This is a genomic window from Nostoc parmelioides FACHB-3921, from assembly GCF_014696625.1.
GTDB lineage: Bacteria > Cyanobacteriota > Cyanobacteriia > Cyanobacteriales > Nostocaceae > Trichormus > Trichormus parmelioides.
This window is the reverse complement of the sequence record NZ_JACJQL010000025.1, coordinates 12,474-37,214: the sequence shown is the minus strand read 5'-3', so window position 1 is coordinate 37,214 and position 24,741 is coordinate 12,474. Positions and strand designations below refer to the sequence as shown.

Annotated in this window: 17 protein-coding genes; 12 read left to right on the top strand and 5 right to left on the bottom strand. The window is 43.3% G+C overall.

The features are described 5' to 3' along the window. Nucleotides 1-219: 219 nt before the first annotated feature. Nucleotides 220-714 (bottom strand): hypothetical protein, encoded by a 495-nt coding sequence (locus H6G14_RS17130; protein ID WP_190568549.1) that lies wholly within the window; start codon nucleotides 712-714, stop codon nucleotides 220-222. Nucleotides 715-1,046: 332 nt separating this feature from the next. Between H6G14_RS17130 and H6G14_RS17125 the strand changes: the two genes are divergently transcribed. The 4 genes from H6G14_RS17125 to H6G14_RS17110 all read left to right on the top strand — a co-directional run bounded on the left by H6G14_RS17125 (nucleotide 1,047) and on the right by H6G14_RS17110 (nucleotide 7,367). Next, entirely contained in the window at nucleotides 1,047-1,964 is a 918-nt protein-coding gene (locus H6G14_RS17125) for a histone deacetylase family protein (protein ID WP_190568548.1), read from the top strand. Between the two features lie 515 nt (nucleotides 1,965-2,479). Beyond that, complete coding sequence (gene gshA / locus H6G14_RS17120; RefSeq protein ID WP_190568547.1) at nucleotides 2,480-3,619, top strand: glutamate--cysteine ligase; 1,140 nt, start codon at nucleotides 2,480-2,482, stop codon at nucleotides 3,617-3,619. A 208-nt stretch (nucleotides 3,620-3,827) separates the two neighbouring features. After that, nucleotides 3,828-4,289 carry a tRNA (cytidine(34)-2'-O)-methyltransferase gene (locus tag H6G14_RS17115; protein WP_190568546.1) on the top strand — a complete coding sequence of 154 codons (462 nt, stop codon included), beginning with the start codon at nucleotides 3,828-3,830 and terminating at the stop codon, nucleotides 4,287-4,289. 828 nt (nucleotides 4,290-5,117) lie between these two features. After that, the gene (locus tag H6G14_RS17110; RefSeq protein ID WP_338421199.1) at nucleotides 5,118-7,367 is read left to right on the top strand and encodes a peptidoglycan DD-metalloendopeptidase family protein; all 2,250 of its coding nucleotides are present in this window, start codon (nucleotides 5,118-5,120) and stop codon (nucleotides 7,365-7,367) included. 75 nt (nucleotides 7,368-7,442) lie between these two features. Here the strand turns inward: H6G14_RS17110 and rsmH are convergent, their stop codons facing one another. Then, nucleotides 7,443-8,351: a 16S rRNA (cytosine(1402)-N(4))-methyltransferase RsmH gene (gene rsmH / locus H6G14_RS17105; RefSeq protein ID WP_190568544.1), complete on the bottom strand. Its 909-nt coding sequence runs from the start codon at nucleotides 8,349-8,351 to the stop codon at nucleotides 7,443-7,445. A gap of 293 nt (nucleotides 8,352-8,644) precedes the next feature. Between rsmH and H6G14_RS17100 the strand changes: the two genes are divergently transcribed. The 4 genes from H6G14_RS17100 (at nucleotide 8,645) to H6G14_RS17085 (ending at nucleotide 13,481) form a co-directional block, all read left to right on the top strand. After that, nucleotides 8,645-9,829 (top strand): NAD(P)H-quinone oxidoreductase subunit H, encoded by a 1,185-nt coding sequence (locus tag H6G14_RS17100; RefSeq protein WP_190568543.1) that lies wholly within the window; start codon nucleotides 8,645-8,647, stop codon nucleotides 9,827-9,829. 572 nt (nucleotides 9,830-10,401) lie between these two features. After that, nucleotides 10,402-10,941 (top strand): GAF domain-containing protein, encoded by a 540-nt coding sequence (locus H6G14_RS17095; RefSeq protein WP_190568542.1) that lies wholly within the window; start codon nucleotides 10,402-10,404, stop codon nucleotides 10,939-10,941. A gap of 41 nt (nucleotides 10,942-10,982) precedes the next feature. Next, a complete protein-coding gene (locus H6G14_RS17090; protein ID WP_190568541.1) occupies nucleotides 10,983-12,197 on the top strand; it encodes a class I SAM-dependent methyltransferase in 1,215 nt (404 codons plus the stop codon). A 405-nt stretch (nucleotides 12,198-12,602) separates the two neighbouring features. Next, on the top strand, nucleotides 12,603-13,481 hold the full coding sequence (locus tag H6G14_RS17085) for an NAD(P)-dependent oxidoreductase (protein ID WP_190568540.1): 879 nt from the start codon (nucleotides 12,603-12,605) through the stop codon (nucleotides 13,479-13,481). Nucleotides 13,482-13,526: 45 nt separating this feature from the next. Here the strand turns inward: H6G14_RS17085 and H6G14_RS17080 are convergent, their stop codons facing one another. After that, nucleotides 13,527-14,885 (bottom strand): ATP-binding protein, encoded by a 1,359-nt coding sequence (locus H6G14_RS17080; protein WP_190568539.1) that lies wholly within the window; start codon nucleotides 14,883-14,885, stop codon nucleotides 13,527-13,529. 746 nt (nucleotides 14,886-15,631) lie between these two features. On the opposite strand from H6G14_RS17080, the gene H6G14_RS17075 reads away from it, so the two are divergent. The 4 genes from H6G14_RS17075 to H6G14_RS17060 all read left to right on the top strand — a co-directional run bounded on the left by H6G14_RS17075 (nucleotide 15,632) and on the right by H6G14_RS17060 (nucleotide 21,105). Then, a complete protein-coding gene (locus H6G14_RS17075) occupies nucleotides 15,632-16,687 on the top strand; it encodes a permease (protein WP_190568538.1) in 1,056 nt (351 codons plus the stop codon). Nucleotides 16,688-16,767: 80 nt separating this feature from the next. Next, nucleotides 16,768-17,526 carry a TIGR03943 family putative permease subunit gene (locus H6G14_RS17070; protein WP_190568537.1) on the top strand — a complete coding sequence of 253 codons (759 nt, stop codon included), beginning with the start codon at nucleotides 16,768-16,770 and terminating at the stop codon, nucleotides 17,524-17,526. Between the two features lie 35 nt (nucleotides 17,527-17,561). Beyond that, nucleotides 17,562-19,052 (top strand): Ig-like domain-containing domain, encoded by a 1,491-nt coding sequence (locus H6G14_RS17065; protein WP_190568536.1) that lies wholly within the window; start codon nucleotides 17,562-17,564, stop codon nucleotides 19,050-19,052. A gap of 505 nt (nucleotides 19,053-19,557) precedes the next feature. Further along, nucleotides 19,558-21,105, top strand: coding sequence for a hypothetical protein (locus tag H6G14_RS17060; RefSeq protein ID WP_190568535.1), 1,548 nt, complete (start codon nucleotides 19,558-19,560; stop codon nucleotides 21,103-21,105). A gap of 140 nt (nucleotides 21,106-21,245) precedes the next feature. Here H6G14_RS17060 and H6G14_RS17055 read toward each other — a convergent pair whose 3' ends face one another. Together H6G14_RS17055 and H6G14_RS17050 are read right to left on the bottom strand one after the other, a co-directional pair. Next, nucleotides 21,246-22,382, bottom strand: coding sequence for an AIR synthase related protein (locus tag H6G14_RS17055; RefSeq protein ID WP_190568534.1), 1,137 nt, complete (start codon nucleotides 22,380-22,382; stop codon nucleotides 21,246-21,248). Nucleotides 22,383-22,547: 165 nt separating this feature from the next. Continuing rightward, nucleotides 22,548-24,668: an NAD(P)/FAD-dependent oxidoreductase gene (locus H6G14_RS17050; RefSeq protein WP_190568533.1), complete on the bottom strand. Its 2,121-nt coding sequence runs from the start codon at nucleotides 24,666-24,668 to the stop codon at nucleotides 22,548-22,550. Nucleotides 24,669-24,741: the final 73 nt, after the last annotated feature.

Below are 24,741 nucleotides of genomic sequence, written 5' to 3'. Positions count from 1 at the left end.
TTTTCTTTAATTTGATATCTAATCATGCACCGCCATAAAGCTATAAGGGCATTATGTGAAATCTAAGATGCCGATAAGAATCTTAATTAAATTTAACCTAATTCTAATACAAGATTGCAAGAGACTGGGGATTGGGTACTGGGGATTCGGGATTGGGCGAAAATCTTGCGGTCAGTTCTTCCCCTGCCCCCTGCCCCCTGCCCCCTTCCAATCCCCACTCTACTTAACTTCGGTGATTTGTAACGTGTAGGGAAAATACTTGCCTTTTTGGTAAGAACCGACCCAAACTTGGTAGTTTCCTGGCAACCATTCCCCAACTATGCCCGGATTTTTTCCATCTAGGTCGTCGTTACACCAAGTACCACCTGGGCCTTTGACCACGATGGTGGTATCTTGAGGAGCCTGTACTTGCAGTTTTAAGTAATCAAATTTACTTGTGAGCCTGATGGTGTGGTCTGGTGTTTCATCGACAAATCCGTTACAAGGCCCAGTCGGTGTTTCTATTCTTTCAGTAATGCGGTTTCCCTCCACGGAGCCGCCACTCATACCCCGAACTACTAAAGGGTCTGGAGAAAACTTCTGACTGATGGTGACATCTCCAAATATCGGTGGCGCTTCCTGGGCGTTGCTGCCGGCATGAAGTAACGACATAACACCGAGTGTAAAAATGATTGAATATATCTGTATACCTTTATTTAGCAATGTTTTCGACATTTTGATCACATAAGCGCCTCAGTGTTTAGCAAGACATGAATTTTACACTCTAAGTTCCCTATCTGAGCGAAATTGACTATTTAAATTATTCGTATGGAAATTGATTTTGGTCGCAACCGATTTTTTAATTGAAGGTCTTAAGTCAAGTCTCAAATTCTCACATTCTATCAATCTGCGGCAGATGGTAAGGAAACAGCCAAATGATTGGTATCAAGGTGCAACTATCATCTACCAAACAACCTCTCATAATATTAGGCGCGATCGCCTATAATTTCTCTACTCACCATAAAATTTTTAAGCACATTTAGCGCCAGTCTGGGAAAATAAATAACATGGAATTGCCAATTATTTATCACCCAGATTATGTTGCACCATTGCCTGAAGGACATCGCTTCCCGATGGCAAAATTCAAAAAACTCTATGAATTGCTTTTAAGTGATGATGTAGCACAAACAGAGCAATTTTATACCCCAACCATGCCATCACTAGAGTTAATCGAGTTAGTTCATGCCCCAGACTATGTGCGGTCTTACTGCGAAGGTACACTAGATACTAAAGCACAACGTCGAATCGGTTTACCTTGGAGTCCAGCACTAGCAAATCGTACCTGCATAGCGGTGGGTGGAACAATACTTACGGCACAGCTAGCACTCAATCAAGGTTTAGCTTGTAATACTGCTGGTGGTACTCATCATGCTTTTCCTAGTTATGGTTCTGGTTTTTGTATTTTCAACGATATAGCGATCGCCTCTCGCGTTCTCCAACAACAGCAACTAGTCCAAAAAATTCTCATTGTCGATTTGGATGTCCATCAAGGAGACGGTACAGCGTTTATTTTCCAAGATGATGACAGTGTTTTCACATTCTCCATGCACTGCGAAGTTAATTTCCCAGGAACCAAGCAACACAGTGATTTAGATGTTCCCTTACCAGTAGGAATGGAGGATGATGCTTACCTACAAACCTTGGCGAGTTACCTACCAGATTTGTTATCTGAGATCAAACCAGACTTAGTATTTTATGATGCTGGTGTTGATCCCCACATAGGCGATCGCTTAGGTAAACTAGCCTTAAGTGACGCTGGCTTATTCCGTCGAGAAATGCAGGTTTTAACTACCTGTATCAGCGCTGGTTATCCAGTCGCCTGCGTAATTGGTGGTGGTTACGCTGATGATATGACATCCTTAGTTTGGCGACATTCCCTAGTACATCGTGCCGCTAGTGAGGTTTACCGTCAATACAGGCTTTAATAGATGATGAAATAACTAGACATTTCATGAGAATATAGATGACATCAGAATTTCTCACCTAAATCAAAAATTAGTATTCAGCCATCAATAATTAATTGTGAGAAAACTTGAGCTTGATTGATATCGATATTTTCCTATGCAAAATGTGATGTATAGCGAAACTACTCTTATCTGAGCGTTGTGGTTTGGTTGATGGGGTTGATCGTAATTATCCTGGCTGGTAAATTTTTGACTTAAGATTCACCAGTCGTTTTTATCGTCAATATCAAAAAGATTAAATTTACTAATCTAAATTCGACTAGTAAGCACTTAGAGTTATGAGCTATGAATCAAGGGTTACGGACTAGGAAATAATCCACTCGAAACATTCATAACTCAACCTTGAGTGAGGCATCACAGTCAAGAGCCTCAGTCTAGGGTTCCATAATTCTTAACTTTAAATTTGCCCGAATGTCGATGTAAAGGATTGTCTAACTCGATACAATTTAAAGGCTGGGAGAGCCGAGGAGAATAAAGTGGTCTTATTGAAAGGCTTTGAAATTGAAATGTACACCGGTACCCCTCAAGGTGAAATCGTCGGTCTCTCGGATAAAATTGTGACTCAATTAGACGGGTTTGTACGAGAACCAGATAGCCGAAACGTAGAATACACAACAGATCCACTACACAGTTATGAAAGTTTGCTGTGTGCTTTATTGCGTCCTCGACGCGCCTTAAGAGACTATCTCAAGCAATTAGGTGACTATACCCTCATTCCTGGCAGCACATTATCTTTGGGTAGAAGCGATCGCTTTTTCCGATCTGACCCAGCCAACCCATATCATGACTATATTGAGCAAACTTACGGAACAAAAGTAGTTACCGCTAGCGTTCATATAAACGTAGGTATTGACGATCCAGAAGTGTTAATGCGGGCTTGTCGATTAATTCGTGTTGAAGCACCCCTATTTTTAGCCTTAAGCGCCTCATCTCCCTTCATTGATGGTAAAGCCACTGGTTATCATTCCACCCGTTGGGGTGTCTTTCCCCAAACGCCAACCAACGTCCCACTATTTACCAGCCATGCCCATCATATAGAGTGGGTAGAACAGCAATTGGCTATGGGGACAATGCAAAACGTCCGCCATCTATGGGTATCAGTCAGACCAAATGGCGATCGCCGTCCCTATGATTTAAACCGCCTAGAATTAAGAATCTGTGACTTAGTGACAGATCCCATCTCCTTACTGGCAATTACAGCCTTACTAGAAGCGCGGTTATTACAACTTATTGAAAATCCCGACCTAGATCCATTAACCGAAAGTAAGTTTTCTCCCCAAGAACTCATAACCCTCACGGCCAAAAACGAAGCCGCCGCCGCTAGCGCTAGCCTCGATGCCCAATTAACACATTGGCAAGATGGCAGAAGCATCATAGCTAGAGATTGGGTGAATGAAATATATCAAGAAGTTTGGGCGATCGCTAAAAAACATGGCTTTAGCTGTTTCCTCTCTCCCCTCCAGAAAATTTTACGCGAGGGTAACGAAGCCCAACACTGGTTACAGCTACATAAAGTCGGCTTTGACACCCAATGCGTCATCACCCAAGCAATCAGTACCACCCAAGAACGGGAACTTGAACTACAAAATAAGTTGTGTACGCAGCTAAAGGGGTAAGTTGATAGTCAATAGTCAATAGTTCAGAGTCAAAACAACCAATAACTGACAACTGACAACCGACTATTGACCAAATTTTTTCCTTTTAAAATTCTAATCAACATAACTTAGTAGAGAATTATTAACAAAACCTATGCTTGCCCTCTGTCTACTAGTAGATATTGCATAAATAATATATATTTTTATACAAACAGAAATTATACGGACAATGCCTCAGGTAGTTTTAGTTAATCCGCAAATACCCCCTAATACGGGCAATATTGCTCGTACTTGTGCTGCCACAGGTACAGAGTTACATTTAGTAGGCCCATTGGGATTTGAAATTAGCGATCGCTACCTCAAAAGAGCAGGTTTGGACTACTGGCCTTACGTTAAACTGCACTACCACAAAACCTTTGAAGCCTTTGAAGATGCACATCAAAAGCGTGGCGGTAGATTGCTAGGTTTTTCCGTTGGCGGCAGTTCTAGTTATATTCAGTTTCCATATCAAGCTGATGATTGGTTACTATTTGGTAGTGAAACCACAGGCTTACCTCCCACCGTTCTCTCAGCTTGTGATGCCACCTTATACATTCCTATGGCTGAACCAGGTGTCCGTAGCTTAAATCTTTCTGTAAGTGTGGCCGTAGGCTTATTTGAAGTCCGTCGTCAGTTAGGATATCTACTATAATTAGTTACCATATTTTATTTAAGTAATAATATCTATAGACAAACTACAGTACAAATAATCTGCAAGGGTTTAAAGAAAATCATAACTATGTTATCGATTTATATTGATGTCTTAATTAATACTTTTATTTATATAAAAAACAGTATAAATATTGAAAAGCACCCTTAAAATTAAGTATGTGGATATAAGAAATTTGTATAGGAAAATCCAGTAAAACCGCAACTGGAATGATAGATTTTGATGAATTAAAATCAGTCTATTTTGGGAAATAAAAGCGGTGAAACCCTTTCTCACAGAGCGTTTATACCTTTTCTCCTACCTATCAACTGTCCAGGCAACAAAAAAGGTGATAAAAGTTTACACGGTTGTATTTTAGGGAATAATCAACGTAAAGTCTCGTGTTGGTAAGACGGATCAAGTAGAAAAACCTTGAAGATATCTACAGCAGGGGGCATCCTGTTTCCAGAAGTCAGAGTAGAGAAATTGCTGATGGCAACAGCTGACTGGGTGAGTATATAATCTCCGGTCACAGCACCTAAAGCAAAACCAACAAAGGCAACTGTGAACAGCGAAATGTGTGAGGGTGTGTGGAGTGGCAAAGACAAGTAAGCACAGCAACTTTAAATTTTGCTAACAGGTGTGAACTTGTCTAAATCAGAGAAGCAGGTTAATCTTGCGTAAGTATCTCTGGTGAAAGTGATCTTGATCTATCTTGTGATGTGATCTAAATCATTGACTAGTATCCGACCGAAAAATCGAGGTCAGTTAAGCGCTAGTGATCATAGGAGGTCGTCTTTGAAACGAGCATTGAAAAAAAGAGTGAAGGCTGTGTTGAAAAATACCCCTACCCGCGATGATGCCCCGGCAGATCAGTTCAACGTAGTAAACAATCAAGCTAATCGCCGGGCGCGGAGACAGGCGGCAATGATTGGCCTAGCCATATCAATGGGAGCAACCAGCCTTTTGGTGACTCGACAAAGCGATCAAGCCCAAGCGGCTGCGCCTGTGGGTAGCCAAAAGGCAGCCTCAAGCATCCCTACTGCTGCTGATTCTGAACTGAAATTAGCTGCCACACAACTGGGAACTCCCAGAGTTCTAGCGACCAGCGCGCCGGAGAACCCAGTCATCATGGAACCAACAGCAGTTTCACAGTTGCCTGGACTAGAAGCTAAGTGGCAAATTTTGTCCAGTGGAATGTCTGTGCAAGTTCCGGCATCAGAGAATATTACTAAAAACATCGCCTTTCATAAAACTACTATCAACCAGCAATCTCAACTGGCACAAGGAGAGCAAACAACCAAGCCAGTACAAGAGAACTTTAATGGTGTGACTGCTGGGCAAAATACATTACCAACGACTCAACCTCAAGCACTAGCTGATAATACAACCGCTAGCGATGGTATTAATGCCCAACTAAAAGCGCAGCAAGAATTTGCGCTCAGTCGTTTACAAGAGAAATCGAGCCGTTTAAGAAAAAGTCTGGCGGAGTTGCGGTCTGAGGAGTCCAAAGATTTATCAAAAACTACTGTTGGGTTAACACAGCCCACAACTTTAGCTAATCAGCTACCACCATTGACCACAAATGGGACAGTAATTGAGCAGCAGTTAACAGTGGCTAATGGTAGTCAAGATAGCCTGGCAACCACAATAAAACAGCCACAGCCGATTAACATACCAGTACAGCCATTAACAGAAACCCCAGCATCAACTGCAAATACTTACGAAGTTAAGCCGGGAGATACCCTAGCAGCGATCGCCAGCAGATACAATACTTCAGTTGCAGAATTGGTAAAAGTTAATAATCTTAGCGATCCCAACCAATTAAAAATTAGCCAACAACTTATTATTCCTGGTAGAGCCAATAACACAATAGCTCAAGCACCAGTAATAATTAGCTCTAACAGTGTGCAATACCCTAGCACACCTACAGTACCTCACATCCCTGTAGATGCGGCTAGAGTCAATCCCAGTTTGCCCGTTGTCCAGCCCCCAGTTGTAGCTAACAACGACAGCGTGCCTATTACTGTGCCAACACCAGGTGCTGATAGTGAAACACCAGTTGATACAATTGTTCCTCTAGAATCAGCTTCTGCTCCTGCTGAAACCCAAGGGGTGGGTGGTAATGTACCAATACCCAAAGCCTTTATTGAAATACAGCGCCCTCAACAACCTGGAAAGAGAGTAGCCAGAGCCAAAGGCGATCGCTTGCGTAGCCTACAAGCAGAAATCCAACGATTACAGGCAAAATATCGGGATCAGCAGTCAGGGAATGCCTCTGTACCAATATCGGCAAATGACAATAACAATGCTGCTATACCAATTCCCGTTACTCGCCCCAGTAATTTTGCAGTAACTAGACCAATTTCCAGACAGCAAGAAATCGCCATACCAATTGCTGTACCCACACCCTTAGCACCAAACTACAGTAACCAACCTGTTAAGCCTCAATTCCGAGCTACGCTCCCCGTGAATGAGGCATTAAATCCAGAATTCCTGCCCAACAACCCCCCTCGAAATCCTGCCGTTAGAAGGGTAGCTACACCTCCTACCCGTCTCAATGCTTCTGAGTCGCTAGGAAGAATGCGAGGAACTACTGTGTCTCCAAACTTGCCACCTTTGGCAGCAGTAGACCAGTACTTACCAGAAGCAATCGATGAAAACGTACCTCCCCCATCAGACTCCTCCATAGCATTTATCTGGCCAGCAAAAGGCGTATTAACCTCTGGTTACGGTTGGCGCTGGGGAAGAATGCACAGAGGTATTGACATCGCAGCTCCGGTTGGTACGCCAGTGTTCGCCGCAGCCGATGGCGTTGTGGAGAAATCTGGTTGGAATAGAGGCGGTTACGGTAACCTTGTGGATATTCGTCACCCCGATGGCAGCTTGACCCGTTACGCTCACAACAGCAGGCTTTTAGTACGAGCAGGTCAACAAGTGCGTCAAGGGCAGCAAATCGCCGCTATGGGTAGCACCGGCTTTAGCACAGGCCCCCACACTCACTTTGAAATCCATAAATCTGGCAAAGGAGCAATAAATCCTATAGCGATGCTGCCAGCTACCACCAGCAACCGCATATAGTTACTAGCTATCTTCGACTGAATAATTTCTTTGTCTGTAGAGGAGGTTGTTTAACCTCCTCTTTTATTTTTTTCGTTATCCGTGTGTGTTCCCCATTTCCGCCTGCTTCTCTGCTATCCTGAGTTTGGCAGAACGCGATCGCGGATTATTAGCAATCTCGGCTTCGGTAGCAATAATGGGTTTTTTCGTTAAGACCTTGAGTGAAGGGGAATTTCTTAAACCGTGTTTTACCAAACGGTCTTCCAAACTGTGAAAACTGATAATGGCAATTCTGCCACCAGGGACAAGAGCTTTGGGTGCTTTTTCTATAAAAGTTTCTAGGGATTTTAATTCATCATTGACGACAATTCGCAACGCTTGAAATACACGGGTAGCAGGATGAATCCTAGCGTAGCGGTATTTGGGAGGAACAGAAGAAGCGATCGCCTCAGCTAATTCTGTAGTTGTATGAAAAGGACGTTTTTCGACAATCCGTCTAGCAATACGTCGTGAGAGCCTTTCTTCGCCATATTTGAAGAAAATATTTGCCAACTCAACTTCATCCCAATCATTAATAACATCAGCTGCGCTCAGAGATTGTCTTTGATCCATCCGCATATCGAGACTTGCTTGATGACGGAAGCTAAAACCCCGTTCTGGGGTATCTAGGTGATAAGAACTCACACCCAAATCCGCCAGTACACCATCAAAACTGGCAACGGGGAACTCATAAGCAGCAAAATTACTCCGCACAAACTTTACCTGTTCGCCAAACTCTGCTAACTCTTTCTTCGCGGCGGTTAAAGCATCCCCATCTTGGTCAACAGCAGTCAGCCTCACATCCGGTGCAGCCTCTAAAATCAACCGACTGTGACCACCACCCCCCACCGTTACATCCAAATAACGCCCACCAGGACGCACCACCAGACCTGTAATCACTTCTTGCGGTAAAACAGGCAGATGAGAAAATATCGGCTCTTCTATAGTGGGAGATGTTTTAGTCATTAGTCGTTAGTCAATAGTCAATAGTCAACAGTTAAAAAATTCCATCGCCTCAATTTCTTAAATATCGAGCTTTCCTATAATAATTGAAGAAGTGAAACAAAATGAAACATCAAGCAAAACCCCTCTGCTGCCCCCATCTCTCCAACATACTCCCGTATGAGCCATATATATTAAGGTTTGTCCCCAAGATGTTGCTCATAGGAATTTGATTTTGGCAGACGTGAGATCTCGCGTCTGGATGGCATCAACGCGGTTCAACTCAAAATTTTCATAATGGGAGAACACGGAAATTTATGGCAAGAATAGAAACCCGCACTGAACCAATGGTGCTGAATATGGGGCCACACCATCCCTCAATGCACGGGGTTCTGCGGTTAATTGTCACTTTGGACGGTGAAGATGTCGTTGATTGTGAACCAGTAATCGGCTATCTGCACCGAGGAATGGAGAAAATCGCCGAAAACCGTACCACAGTCATGTACGTCCCTTACGTTAGCCGATGGGACTACGCCGCAGGAATGTTCAATGAAGCTGTCACCGTCAATGCACCGGAAAAGCTGGCTGGTGTTGCTGTTCCTAAACGCGCTAGCTACATCCGCGTCATCATGCTGGAATTGAACCGCATTGCTAACCACCTCCTGTGGTTCGGCCCCTTCCTAGCTGACGTAGGCGCGCAAACTCCCTTCTTTTACCAGTTCCGAGAACGGGAGATGATTTACGATTTGTGGGAAGCCGCCACAGGCTACCGTATGGTAAATAACAACTACTTCCGTGTCGGTGGCGTAGCTGCGGATTTACCCTATGGTTGGGTAGATAAGTGTCTAGAATTTTGTGACTACTTCTTACCAGTAGTTGATGAATACGAAAAGTTAGTTACCAATAATCCCATTTTCCGCCGTCGGATCGAAGGTATTGGCACAATTAGCCGCGAAGAAGCCATTAACTGGGGACTTTCCGGCCCAATGTTACGTGCATCTGGCGTGAAATGGGACTTGCGGAAAGTTGACCATTACGAATGTTACGACGATTTTGACTGGGATGTTCAGTGGGAGACAGCCGGTGATTGTTTAGCCCGTTACACCGTGAGAATGCGGGAAATGCGCGAATCTGTGAAGATTATCAAGCAAGCAATCAAAGGATTACCCGGAGGCCCCTACGAAAACCTCGAAGCCAAGCGTTTAGTAGCTGGTAAGAAATCAGAATGGGATGCTTTTGATTACCAATACATTGGCAAAAAAGTTTCTCCTACCTTCAAAATGCCCAAGGGTGAGATTTACGCCCGTGTGGAAAGCGGTAAAGGTGAACTAGGCATTTATTTAGTTGGCGATGATAACGTCTTCCCCTGGCGTTGGAAAATTCGTCCAGCCGATTTCAACAACCTGCAAATTTTGCCTCATTTACTACGAGGTATGAAAGTCGCGGATATTGTGGTAATTCTCGGCAGTATTGACGTAATCATGGGTTCTGTAGACAGATAGCTACAGTTACACTGTTCCATTTACGAGAGATGAAAGCTAACGATTCCCGCCTTCTTTTAAGTGTCGGGAATTTTTTTGTGAAAAATTAACAATCAGCTGTGACGCATTTAAATCCTATATTTCGCACTCAGGTTGTCAAAAGTCCACAGTCCATAGTCCAAGCTAGCCTTTAACTCTGGACTCTTGACTATGGACAGCCCTGACGCAAGAGTATTTGATTTAGGTGCATATCACCTTAACTATATATTGCCCAGCTATTTTTTAAAAAAGTAAGTAAAACTAAAAAAATTGTTAATCTAACATTACATACTGTTACTTATTAATATACTAAGAGGGGAAAATTATTTAATTATTCTAAATTTCTTATTTTATTTTATTAACATGAAAGCCCAAGATTTATTTAGAGCTTAATCAAAATAGCTTTTGAATGCAAGAATCCTAAAAACCTTGTCTGAAAAGGCTTTCACCATAATATTCTTTACTAATTTTTTCCTAATAAGATTGTTCAAATAAAGTCTGATAAATTACTATATAAATGCTGACAAGGTTGACTGATTCATAACTGTAAAACTGTGCAAATTCATTCTCACGCAGAATTTGATCCTAGTTCAAATAAACCGACTGAACAGGGTTTACAAAAAGTTCTCCAGCGTCTTGTTCAGACAATGCAGAGAGACGCATTAGTTAGACAAACGACAAATAGACTCAGAGAATCGCTGCGAGTTGATCGCGTGGTTTTGTATTATTTTTACTGGCAGTGGCACGGACAAGTGACATTCGAGGCTTTAAGTTCCGAAGAATTTTCGATATTAGGGTCAACTGGGGCAGATGAATGTTTTAATGACGAGTATGCAGAATTGTATTTAGCTGGACGAACAAAAGCGATCGCCGATATTGAATCAGAACCCATTACAACTTGTCATCGGGATTTTCTCCGCAGTCTACAAGTCCGAGCCAACCTAGTTGTACCAGTTTTAGTCCCCAAAGGGTTATGGGGACTCCTCGTTGCTCACCACTGCCAAGAAACGCGTTCTTGGACACAATCAGATATAGAACTTATGCAGTCAGGAGCGAAAACCCTCGCAACATCACCTTATATTTTGGAAAGTTGAACTACACAATTTCCTACTCCCTGCTTTAATTTAACTTGTCTATGAATTCTCATTCAGCGCTACAAAAAGTTATCACCCATCGCATTGCTAACAGCCCCGAAGCGCGAATCACGTTTGCAGAATATATGGACATGGCGCTTTACCACTCCGAATACGGTTATTACTCCAGCAATGCCGTCAAAATCGGGTTTAAAGGTGGCGATTTTTTCACTTCAGTCAATTTAGGTGCTGACCTTGGTGATTTACTAGCAGAGCAATTTGTACAAATGTGGGAGATTTTAGGGCAACCCACACCCTTTTATTTGGTGGAAATGGGAGCAGGGCAAGGATTGTTAGCTTTGCATATCCTGAAATATATACAGGTAAAATACCCCCATTTATTTACAGCCTTGCAATATCTGATTGTAGAAAAATCCCCAGGTTTAAAGCAAGAACAACAGGAGCGTTTACGAGAATTTTCTGTGCGCTGGTGCAGTTGGGAGGAAATATCACCTAACTCGATTACAGGCTGTTTTTTTTCCAATGAATTAGTAGACGCACTACCAGTACATCAGTTCATCTTAGAGGGAGGGGAACTGAGGGAAATTTATCTAACTGTCCAGGGAGATCAGGAAGTACAAGAAGCAAAAAATTTTTCCCCATCCCCTAATTACGAATTAACTGAAGTCGCAGCAGCCCCATCTACCCCAAGACTTACAGAATATTTTGACTTAGTAGGGATTAATTTGGCGCAAGGGGGTTATGAAGATGGTTATCGCAGTGAAATTAATTTAGCGGCTCTTGATTGGTTGAGTATAGTAGCAGACCGCTTGCAACGAGGGTATGTGATAACAATTGATTATGGCTATCCTGCCAGTCGTTACTATAACCCCAGGCGATCGCAAGGAACCTTACAGTGCTACTACCAACATCGTCATCACAACAACCCCTATATCAATATCGGGCAACAAGATATCACCGCCCATGTTGACTTTACCGCCTTGGAACGATGGGGCGATCGCTGTGGCTTAGAAAAACTCGGTTTTACCCAGCAAGCTTTATTTTTGATGGCTCTGGGTTTAGGCGATCGCATTGCAGCCCTCTCCTATCAACAAATACCAGTTTCTGAGTTACTCCACAAGCGGCAAGCACTACACCAGCTAATCGATCCCACAGGACTTGGGGGCTTTGGAGTTCTCATTCAAAGTAAAGGACTGACAAAAGAGGAAGCTTCTCAAACACTCACGGGATTATCTGTGCCAGAACTGGGGAAGTAGGGGGTGCAGACAAATGTACAGACGCGATTCATCACATCCCTGAAATTGTACAGACGCGATTCATCGCGTCTCTAATCAATGACTAATAATTAAAACTCTATTTAAGAATGCTGGATCGGCTGGATATAGACTAGCATAACAGTGATTACTATGAAGTCGAGCATCAGAGGGGAGTTACAATTATGACTGCTCATGACCTATTAATGTTGGTAACATTACTTAGTCCTGGCATCTTGCTTTCAGTTGTCATTATGGCAACTTTTGCCGCAGGAGGCTGATCGCTAGATCCGGACGTAGGGAGTAGAAAAAAATGTAAATCTGTTAACAGTTACCCGTTAATTAGCTACTCCCTGACAACCTACAATCAAACGATGGAAAAGCGGCTGAATCAAAGGAACGTGAAACATGAAGGTGGCATTTCTGGGAACTGGACTTATGGGACTACCAATGGCCCAAAGATTGTTAGCAGCAAATATAGAGGTAGTTGCTTATAACCGCACCCCAGAAAAACTAGCACCATTACAAGCAGCTGGCGCGGAAGTAGTGACACATCCCCGCTACGCAATTCGAGAAGCTGAGTGTGTCATCCTCATGCTGACCAACGCCGCAGCAATATATCATGTATTGCTTTCAGATACTTCTTGGCGGACTCTCCAAGGACGCACCATCATTCAGATGGGAACAATTACCTCCACTCAAAGCCAAGAAATTCGAGATTCCATAGTGGGTGGTGGCGGCGAATATATAGAAGCACCAGTATTAGGAAGTATCCCCGAAGCTAAAGCAGGTACACTGACGGTGATGGTAGGCGCTGAACCTCAACAATATGAACGCTGTCTAGATTTACTCAAGAATTTTGGCCCAGACCCTTTACTTATAGGGCCAGTGGGAACCGCATCGGGACTAAAACTAGCCCTAAATCAGCTAATTGCTTCCTTAACTACTAGTTTTGCCCTGAGTTTAGCTTTTGTGCAGCGTCAAGGTATTGATGTAGATAAATTTATGCAGGTTCTCAGGGAAAGCGCGCTGTATGCGCCTACCTTTGATAAAAAGCTGCAAAGGATGTTGGATGGAAATTATAGCAATCCCAACTTTCCCACAAAACACTTGCTCAAAGATACCGACTTGTTTATTTCCGAAGCCCAATACCTGGGACTGGATCTCAGCAGTATTGAAACTGTGCAGAGACTTTTACAAACAACCATGAAAATGTCATTTGCCAATGACGATTATTCTGCCCTATTTTCTGTCATCAGAGATTGGGGAGAAGCAAGTGGCGGTTAGGGAAATGGGGAACGGAGAGAACAGCAAATAACTATTGAATATTAACTAGAGCAAAGGTAGTAAGATTTCAAATTTTGTACCGATGCCTAGTTTGGAATGGAAATTTAGTTTACCGCCATGTCTTGCTGTGATAATGCGATAACTAACGGCTAAACTTGTCTCTTTTTCCGTTCTTTTTTCTATAGAGAAATTTTCGCGGATTTGTTGTTGTAATTCGTAGGACATTCCTGTCCCATTATCCGCCACACAAATCGAAACCCAGCGTGAATCAGGTTCGTTGGGTTTGGTGGCTGCTTGAGAAATAACTTCCGTTGTAATTTCTATAGTTGCTTGCTTAACATTTTGGCTGCAATCTGGTTGCAATTGCCGTCGCACAGTTTCATCTAGTAAACTATCCACAGCGTGACTCAAAATATTCATCAAAACTTGGTTTAATTGTCCTATAAAACAAGAAACTGGGGGGATTTTTCCATAATTTTTAATAATAGTAATTTCACCTTTTAAACGGCTTTTAATTAAAATTACAATACTGTCTATAGAGGCGTGTAAGTCTACAGGTTTAGGATAAACTGCATCGATATGACAAAAATTTTGTAGGCTAGTAACGAGTTTTTTTAGTCTTTCTGCACCGGAACGAGCGCTAGTTAATGCTTTAGATAAATCTTTTTCTAAATAATCAAATTCAATTTCTTCTTTAATATCATTTATTTCCTCACAACCAGAGGGTAAACATTCATCATAAGCAGCTATTAACTTCAGTAAATCTTGGCTGTAGTTAGAAATATAAGTTAAGTTACCCCAAATAAAACCTACGGGGTCTAAAATTTCGTGTGCTACCCCATCTACTAACCTCCCCAGTCTCGCCATTTTATCGTTTTGAATCATTTGGGCTTGGCTGCGTTCGTAGCGTACTTGAGTTTCTATACCGCGAATTTGCCAAGCTGCAATATTCAATTCATGGGGATCTAGCAATCTGTAGGAATTGTCTACTGTTTGTACTACTATAGGTTCTGCTAAAAATTCAGGCGATCGCCTTAATATATGTTGCATGGCTGTCAAGATTGGTGTGGTATCAGCCAGCACTAAAACCGCCAAACGAGCATAACGATAGAGAATATCTAATGGTTCTTTAGCGAACAAATCTTGTCCGTAGGGACGCATCAAAAACTCTATCAGTCGTCGCCGGGATATCATTCCCGTAAAATTTCCTTGTTCTAGCAAAATTACCCCTGGTAACAAGGGATGTTTATCAAAATACTTCGCTACTTCTACACCAGTCAGGCTAATTTCCACCTGAAAAGTGTACATTGGTAGTTCCTGAATGGTGGAATCTAAACCTAAATCGCGATCGCTACCTCTAGATACAGTAGGTGGTGATATCAGGGGACAAAATTCTTGTGACACTTGAGACTCTAATAGATACAAGGACTGACAAGTAAATAAGCCAACATTCTAGCTTCTGAGTTTACTACTGAAGCTAAATTTAGTAAAAGTAACACAAAAATCTTTTCAGCGTAAATGCTTAAATATAAAATAATATTCCCACTGTGATTTTACTGAAGTTCGATCATCGATTTTTGGCAGATTGGGCTTGCAAGTTGAAAGCTTTTATAGTAAAAAATCAACCAAAGCAAAGAATAATTACCCCAAGGATTAAAAAGATTTACTTGTTAAGTTAGCAATGACAATAATTTATGGGAATACTCACAGCCAATAGCAGCCTAAAACCTTTGCAAGTCCTGTTGTATAGGGCTGATAACCGATTATCACAGTGATCCCCCGTTATTTAAAAAGTATGAATACTTGGTGAAAATGCCCGGAATTTAATACTTTAAAGAGCTAATTGACAGTAAGTATAAATCTGAGGTAATGAAAATTTATGTAACTTTATACCCAGTCTGCTAATATCGGAACTATTTACACAATAGAACAATCATAAGAGTGTTCATTGCCAGTAAATTCACCCATATAAACATGAATATGCGCTGACTCGTCAGCATCAATACATTGCTTAAACTCAACTAGAATCCCACAATTAACTTATTTGCCAAACTTTACCTTGCGTTGTCACTAAATGTGTTTGATCCCCGTTTCGATAGAATGACTAAGCTTAACCTAAAAAATCTACAGCGCTTTTGACTGCGACACCCATGAATCAACTGAACAATGGTTTCACAATATTTCTGAGTTTGCTAGTCGAGGCGATGCCCTTTTTGCTCCTTGGGGTTTTATTCTCCAGTTTGCTGCTGTTTTTTGTAGATGAGCGCAAATTAGTAGAAAAAATGCCCAGGAACCCCTTATTAGGTGCTTTAGTTGGCAGTATGGTCGGCTTTTTGTTTCCAGTATGTGAATGCGGAAATGTACCAGTGGCTCGGCGCTTGCTCATGCAAGGAGTACCTACACCCGTAGCGGTTGGTTTTTTACTCGCAGCACCCACAATTAACCCGATTGTAATTTGGGCAACATGGACAGCATTTAGGGAACAACCAGAAATAGTAGTTTTACGTGTGATATTTTCGCTGTTAATCGCCACAATTATCGGTTTTGTTTTCAGTTTTCAAGCAGACTTGGAACCCATAGTCCAACCAGCGATCGCTCGTTATTTAAAATTTAATCCCCCAGCCAAACCAGATACGAAACGCCGGGGTAAATACTCTACAACAAAAGACACGAATACACCCAGTATGTTGCGTTCTGGGACTTATATTTTAGGCGGTCGGGCAGGTGGTATACCAACGAGACTAGATGCTAACCTAGCCCCGGTAAATGAGGCCAGCGCCAGCAACGGCAAACCGTTCAAGGATAAAATGCGCCTCTTGCTTGATAACAGCATCCAAGAATTGCGGGAGTTAGGTGCAGTCATGGTGATTGGGAGTGCGATCGCCGCAGCTATTCAAGTCCTAGCGCCTCGTGAATTAATCCTCAGTCTAGGTTCTGGCCCGATTACCTCAATTCTCGTCATGCTAGTGTTAGCCGCAGTAGTGTCCATCTGTTCTACTGTCGATGCGTTTTTTGCCCTATCATTCGCCGCCACCTTCAGCAGTGGGTCTTTATTAGCCTTTCTCGTCTTTGGGCCCATGATCGACATCAAAAGTGTCGGCTTGATGTTATCTATATTCAAACCCAAAGCAATTTTTTACCTATTCGCCTTAGCTGGATTACTAACATTTCTATTCACCCTTTTCATTAACTTGCACGTTATTTGATGAATAAGTCCAGAGTCAATAGTCCACAGTACAAACCAATGACTATTGACTAATGACCGTTGACTATTGACTAATAACCAATGACTAAATCTCAAGTACCAAATAAACTGCTTTCTTGGCTAGATGTCTTGGCAATTACTGCCTGGGGCGTATTAATGCTGAGATATTGGCTGACTGGCAAGCTCAATTTATTAATTCACCCCAATTATTTTGCATTAGTGGTTGTAGCGGGTATTGTCTTATTAATTATTGGCTTTGCTAAAGCTAAAGAACTGTGGCGCTTACGTCCTCGTGATGTCACCCCCAACCCCCAGCACATCACTTTTTTTGCTCCTGGCTGGGGTAGCGGCTTACTGCTATTCACGGCGATTTTAGGCTTTATTATTACACCACAAGTATTTGCCAGTGATAAAGCACTCCAAAGGGGTGTGACAGATTTATTAACCACCTCACGCTTACAACCCCAATCCTTCCGCGCCTCCATGCGTCCAGAAGAGCGATCGCTTGTAGATTGGGTACGCACCATCAATGTTTATCCAGAACCAGACTCATATACAGGTCAAAAAGCCAAGGTGCAAGGATTTGTCATCCATCCCCCAGACATTGGCAAAGAATATATATTCCTCGCTAGATTTGTCCTCACCTGCTGCGCCGCCGATGCTTATCCTGTAGGTTTACCAGTCAAATTAGCAGCTAATCAAGAACGGTATTCTCCCGACACTTGGTTAGAAGTAGAAGGAAAAATGACCACCGAAACCTTAAGTGGTAAACGTCAATTAACCATCGCCGCTACCTCCATCAAAAAGATTCCCCAACCACCAAATCCATATAGTTATTAGTCAATAGTCAATAGTCCACAACCAACAACTGACCAATGACTACCAAACCTTTTCTCCAACCACTAGATCGCGTGGCGATCGCTCTCATGTTAATTTTGAGTTTGTTGATTGGACTGCTGATATTACAAGGTGATGTTGTTGCTTCTCGTGTACGCAACTTTACCTGGGAAAATCAAAAAATCGGCGCAGAAGACACTTCTTTTGCCGTCACCTTTAGCCGTCCAATGAACATCAAAAGCGTAGAAGATAATTTGAAAATCGAACCGCCTTTAGCAGGGAAATTCAGTTGGGCGGGGCGACGGATGGTTTATACTTTGCTGACACCAGCTCCTTATGGGACGAATTATAAATTACAGTTGCAGGGCGCTAAAGATAGGTTTGCCGAAAAAGAACAAACAAATCGGGTAATCCAGCCCTTTACTAGTCAATTTCGTACACGCGATCGCGTCATTCTCTACATTGGAGCCGGTCAAGAAGACCAAGGACAACTAGTACTGTACAACTTGTCTTTAGAACAGAAAAAGGTACTTAGTCCCAAAGACTTAGTTGTCATGGATTTTAAACCATATCCCAATGGAGAAAAAATCTTATTCTCGGCTCGCGCTGCCAACAATCAAGACTTACTTTCAGCGCAATTATACACAGTCACAACAGGAATCACCGCCAAATCTGATACACCAGCAGAACCAGCAGGGAAAATCGACTTAGTTTTAGATAATAAAGACTATCAAAACCTGAAATTCGACTTATCCCCCGATGGAGAAACTATTGTGATTCAAAGGGGAAATAGAAACAACCCCAGTGACTTTGGTCTGTGGTTTATCTCAGCTACCAGCAACTCAGGACAAAGACCCGTCCCACAGCGTCTGCAAAGCCAGCCTGGGGGAGATTTCATGATTACCCCTGATAGTAAAGCCGTAGCTGTTGCCCAAGGGCAAGGAGCCGCCATTCTACCACTACAAAAAGATGCCAGCAAACCCCTAGATTTTCTGCCCCAATTTGGGCTAGTACAGGCATTCTCCAAAGATGGCTCTCAAGCAGCAATGGTGAAGTTTAATACAGATTTCACAAAAGAATTATTTTTAGTCACAAACCAAGGTGTCCAAAAACCCTTATTAAAAACCACAGGTTCAATCCTCAGTTGCCAATTTGATCCAGGCTTACCCACCCTTTATTGCTTACTGACACAGCTTGTATCCCAAGAACAGTACATAGAACAGCCTTATCTAGTGGCAATTGACATCAAAACCGGACAACAGAAACCATTGCTAGTTTTACCAGTAGAACAAAGAAACGTGCAGATGAGCCTATCACCAGATGGTTTAGGCTTGTTATTTGACCAAGTAGTTCCCCAGAGCAATCCTAATGCACCTGCAACTGGAGCATTGAAAACAGATGACGGTGAAGCGATCGCCACCAGTAATCTTTGGCTAATGCCCCTACTACCCATTTCCGACACAGCCATCAGCACCATCAGACCAGAAAAGCTACCCTTTATCGGATTTCATCCCCGTTGGTTACCGTGAAGCAGGGAAGCAGGGGAGCAGAGGAGCAGAGGAGCAGGGGGAGCAAAGAAGAATAACTGTTGACTGTTGACTATTGACTATTGACTACTGACTATTGACTACCGACTCTTACCCTTTTCAATTTTTAACTTTTCTGAGCTAGGCATTTGATAAATTATATACAGAGACAGTATTTATCCCGCCTCTGACCTTGTACCAGCGAGCTACCTACCACATAACTGTTTATCAAAGCCAAGCAGCCTTAAACCTTTATTAGGTATCTGTACTGCGGTGCATACATTTGTAGCATTTGAACTTGAAAGCCTCGTCAGGTCTAAGGTTGACGGGGGGCAAGCTCATAATGTTATAACGACATCAGTTATGTATGCAAAATAGGGAACACTGAATCAATGAATAATTACCCGTGTTAGGGGCAGTCTAACTTGGCTGATCCAACCCCCAAGCACTTGAAAAGTATCCTAGCGGTAGCAATGCTAGGCGTTTTTAAGTGGGTGGTTCAAGAGTGATGAATGAAGCTAACACCTCAAATAATAGGGCTGTGATGGAATCTCCTAATTCTTCTGCTAATTCACTACAACCGGAACAGACAATCTGTCCTTTCTATACAGTTGTGCCTTCTGAAAACATAACTAATGCCAAATTGCCCCTCCTGAATCCAGCAGAAGATGAGCAGGATGAGATCCAAACAGCCGATTCTCCTCAAGATGCACAACAGCAGGATTGGGTGGGGGAGCCTGACGGTGAAAAGCAAGCACAGGTAGAAACTGAATTTCAGAAGTTATTGGCATTGAATGAGGAATTGCGGGCAGCAAATAATCAGTTATACCAGCGAGTAGAACATTTACAAGATGACTTAGCTGAGTCAGAGAAGGCTTTACAGTGGCAGAAAAGACGCTCCAGTGTCACTGAGTCGATGCTCAATCAACAAGCTCAAGAACTAGCAGCAGCCCAAGAACAAATTCAATCACTTTTCCAACAGTTAGAAACTGCTGTACAAACGACTCAACGTCAGGAAATTCTGATTGATAGTTATAAAGCCCAATTACAAATTAGTCAACAGCGTATTGCTCAATTAGAACGGGAGTGTTCTTTATTACAAACTAACTATAGTGAACAGTCCCAACAAGTCGTCCAATCAGAAAACGCTTGTCGAGAATTGCGTACTCGGCTGATGCGTCAGCAACGCCAAACCTTGCAATTTAAAGCGGCGCTGGAAAAATGTCTAGAGACATCGATCCCCAACTATGAATCTCCAGAGGCGGATACTAGTAACACTCACAACACAGTTCCCCACAAAACCCGATTTGCTAGAAAAGCGCGCTCTTTGTTTCCCAACGCCGAACCGATAAAACCTTGGTCAGCAGAAACAGATTCTCAAGAAGAGGATACCAATCAATCTTGGGAAGAGCCTAAAACACCACGCCCTTTCACCAGCGATTACTCCATGCCTCATCCCCCCTCTCTCTGGAACTGGCCAGTGAAGGATAAGGAGAAAGAAGATATACGCATAATCTCCCAGCCACCAGAACCCGCACCAAAAGAAGATGAGTCGCCTATTCCTGTGGAAGAAGCCCCATCTGTGGGTTCAGCAGAATTAGATCAGCAAATAGATAGTCTCATTCAAATGTTTTTTGCTTCCCAGCCTGGAGGTACGCCACCAACACCACCAGCATCCGAAGCAGTCGGAGAAAGTAAGCCACTGGATACAACTGTCTGGGAAACTTCCGCTACTAATGTCGAGGAAGAGGAGACACCAGAGCAGTTATGGGAACCAATGATAGAAGTAAGTCCCTTTCCCACTAATTCCTCATTTTCTTTTACTGTCTCTCCCAGTGAAAAAACTGCCGAAGTACCAGAGCAGGATAATTCAGCCCCTTCATCGATGAATGAGGTAGAGTTTCCCATGACTGACTTAGCCCCAGATTCATTTGATGAATTTGCTAACGATACTCAATCACCTTCACCTGTGGTTTATCCCCAGCGACCACGGAAGGGGCGTAAGTCTTTAGCATCGGTGGAATTGCCAAATTTCAACAAGCCTAATGGCCAATAGTCAATAGTCCACAGTCCAAAAACCTGGATTTTGACTATGGACTATGGACTATTGACAAAAAAGCCAGAAAATTAGTCACACTGCGTCAATCCTATTTGAATTTTGAATTTTGAATTTTGAATTGGAGCGAAGCGACTTGACTATGCGCCTCTGGCGATGCCGAAAGACTCTCCCTTTAATGTGATGTTAAATGGGGTGATGACAACTTCACGGGTAGGGGATGCTTCCACTCTACCGGCGATCGCAGCCGTTAATCCTTGCTCTTTTGCTAGCTGAACAATTCTCTCTCCATCTTGTTCTGTTTCTGTATAAAATGCAAACCCCGCACCATAATTGAACACGGAAAGCATCATTTCTTTCCCACCTTCTAGTTGACTTTCGACAAACTGAAAGATTTCGGGAACTGGTAGCAATTTTTCAATTACATACCGTAGTGGTTTGGCTGACCGCATAAGTTTCTGCCATCCATGACCGGTGATATTCTCCATTGCGGTAGGACGAATACCTTCACTCAACACCGCCTGCACCAGTGGCGTGTAGAGATGAGAAGCGGCATTCATCGCTGCCCATAACTCCTGTCCACTGGGTAGTTTTGTTCTGTAGCCATCGGGGAGTGATTCGGCTAGTTTCCGCACCGGGGTAAAGCCATTTTCATGGAGTCCGGTACTTTCCACCAAAACGATCGCATTACCTCCAGCCAACCGTGTACCATCAATAGGAGCCACACCAGGGGGCATTACGCCAAATACAGAACCGGCAATATCCAGCCGCCCTGGAATCATCTTGGTTTTGAGTTGTGGCGTTTCCCCAGAAATGTAAACACAGCCAATGCGTTTGCATCCCTCAACTACACCATCCAGAAACCCATCCAAAAAGGCAGGGGTGAAGACGGTTTCCGGGGTGCTTGAAGGTAAATACAATCCTAAAAGTACCGTTTGCATCCCCGAAGATGCCGCATCATTGGTTAGACACGAGAGAATTTTGATACCAATGTTCCACCAAAACCGTCGCAATTCCTCCTCCGAGAGGTCATCAGGACGGGCATCATCAGCAGTACCCAGACCTTCAGGAACAAGGCTCACAAAAAGTTCTGGTGTTCCCGTTTGCAAGTAGGGCGCTAGGTTGAAACTAAAGGCGTTAGCACTTCCCCCCAGCCCGGAAGGCGGTACTTTCCCATAAGCGGGTGCAAACTGCAATGTACGTTTTGCGGCCTCAATAAAGCGAAGCTTGGCCGCATCGAGAGTATTGTAATCGACTTGATCGAGTGCTTGAGTCATCAGAGTTACTTTGTTGGGATTGGGGATCGGGGATTGGGGATTGGGGATTGGGGATTGGGGATTGGGGATTGGGGACTGGGGATTGGGGACTGGGGATTGGGGATTGGGGACTGGGGATTGGGAAAATTCTCCCCCTATACCCTTACACCCCTACACCCCTAATTCTTACCCCCTCGCCCCTTCTGGGTTGTGAATGACGGCTTCCGAGTTCAGTTGTGCAAATTGCTGGGGCGATCGCGGTCTGCCTGTGGTGATAGCGTAATTAATGGCTAATAGTCGCAGCCATAATGCTGGGTTATTAGCTTCTAGCCAAGGTTTAACCTGTACTAGGAAGCGCGGGAACCATGCACTCAGTAAGGCGTTAACTAAGGCGTGGCGACCGAAGTTAAAATAATTCCCCAGCCATCTGACCAAATCTTTGGGGCCTGCTAGTTGCCAAATCCACAACAATAAGGCGGGATTTTTCCGGGCTGCTTTCAAGGCTAGGCGGTTAAAGGTCAACCAATCACATCTATCTTTAATGAAATTATCTGCTACCTCTGGGGGTTCATCTGCCAACAATCCAAAGAAGGTATTGAGCATCGAGTTGATGCGTTGAGGGGCTAAAAATTTCCCGGTGGGAACCATCATGCCTTTAGAAAAGAGCCAAGTTACAGAAACATTACTTTGATAGGCGCGAATCAAGTTCAAGTTACTGAACTTTAATAAATCATGTTTGAGGGCTACATCTAACAAGGTGGTCAGTCTTTCTAAGTTACGAACCAGGGAACCAAAACCAGTAAAGACTAGGGGTGATTGCAGGGAAGCAGCATCACCGATCGCAATTAATCTATCAAAAGCAATGGTGCGATCGCTACTCCCCACACTGAAATGTCCTGGTATGTACCCAAATGTCGGCTTTTTCCACACCAGTTTGTCCATATCGCAACGGCGATACTCTGGCAAAATTGTGAAGAAGTCTTCGTACATCTCCAACAAAGAACCAGGATTTTCGGCGTTAACTTCGTGGTAGTGAAACAAATAAATTGTCAGTTCTTCACCCGCACCAGGAAATAATTCCCAAATCAACTGCCTACCACGGGAAATATCACCGTGGCTATAAAGCACATCTCCATACTGCGAATCCCACACTCCTGGCTCAAATCCCCCGTCAATGACTGCGCCGACTGTGGGACAGACGCTATCAAATGCACGACCACCATTTAATTGCCAAGCAATGGGGGAAGCTGTTCCCATCGCATCTACTAACAGTCGTCCACTTATTTGCTTTTCTGTTTGCGTGGGCAAATGTTTGACTTTTACAACAATTTGTGTATCATTGACATCTGCACGGATAAATTCTGTCTCATCCCAGATGTCGCCACCCGCAGCCTTGAGCTTATTCCCACACATTTGCAACCATTTTTCCGAGTCCAAGGCTATGTTTAGCACCGTCGGCGTGTGTAAGATAGGCGATCGCAATTTTGCTGGGTTATTGCCATCAAAAAACTTGTTAAACCCGTCTTTATAATCCCGGACAATCACGGTTTCTAACTCAGCATTTGTCACCAAACCCAAGTTAATCAAACTTTGCAATTCATCACGAGAAATATTCCATTCCCGATTCATCCGTCCAAAGGGCAAACGCTCTACCAACAACACCTTATACCCCAACCTTGCCATCACCGCCGCATGGATGACCCCCAATGCGCCACCAATATAAATCAGGTCGTATTGGGGACTGGGGATTAGGGATTGGGGATTGGGTTTTTCCTGTTCCCAGTCCCTTTTCTGTGAAAACACCACCTGACGAGGCTGTTGTGGATTCCGCACTCCTTCACGCCATCTCTGTTCCCACCAGTAAGCACGTTTGAGGTCATATTCCCCGTTGGGCATCTTTTGGAAATATTTAACCGTTAGGGGGTAATGGGGTGCTAGAGCCTCAAAAATTGATTGTTGGGATAAATCAATTGCTGGTGGTTCTGGGTACTGATGAGGAAAATGCTGGCGAATGGCTGTTGTTAAGCTTTGTAAGAGTTCCTTTTCTCCGGGTAATTGCTGATCTGCCCAACGAAAAACCTTGAGGTAAGTAGTTCTTTGGACTGACCACAAAAATATAGAAAATTCTTTAGGTAAATTTTCGGTAATTTTCGTGCTACTTGCTGTATATTTACTAGATATTTTCAGCCTACAACCATCTGGAGTCAGTATTTTCTCCCAACTGCCTGGGTCAAATTCTGTTTGCAACCAAGTGCGGACAGCCGCCGTATCCGTGATTGGCACTTCTAAATAAAGGATTTCTTTCATGTTTTCCTGACATCTCCGTCAATCTACTCACTAAGACAGATATGCGAAAGGCAGTAAGTACGCTAAACTCCGC